Genomic DNA, 473 nt, shown 5'->3' on the forward strand with positions numbered 1-473 from the left:
TTGCCGCACAGAACATATGTTTTTTGATAAAGAAAAACTTATTCACTTCCGCGCCATGATTGTCGCGGATACGGAAGCAGAGCGAAAAGAGCAGTTAAAGAAGATTCTTCCCCTTCAACAAAAAGATTTTTACGGTATTTTCAAAGCGATGGAAGGTCGCCCTGTAACAATCAGGCTTTTAGACCCGCCTTTGCATGAATTTGTACCCCACACACAAGAAGAAATAGAAGAATTAGCCGGACATTTAAACATCAGCGCCGAGAAATTACACTCTAAAATTGGCACTCTTATAGAAAGTAACCCAATGTTAGGGCATCGCGGTTGCCGTTTAGCCGTAACTTACCCTGAAATCTACGATATGCAGGTAGAAGCTATCGCTCTTGCCGCCGCTGAATGCGCAAAAGAAAAAATTCCTGTACACCCCGAAATTATGATACCTATTGTAGTAACTGCAACACAAGGAGTTCCCATTC

Annotated in this window: 1 protein-coding gene; it reads left to right on the top strand. The window is 42.3% G+C overall.

Annotation, left to right across the window (positions count from 1 at the left end):
- On the top strand, positions 1-473 hold a 473-nt coding region (locus ACYVTD_RS16505), incomplete at both ends, for a putative PEP-binding protein (protein ID WP_461248750.1).

It is taken from the genome of Treponema sp. R6D11 (genome assembly GCF_054786075.1).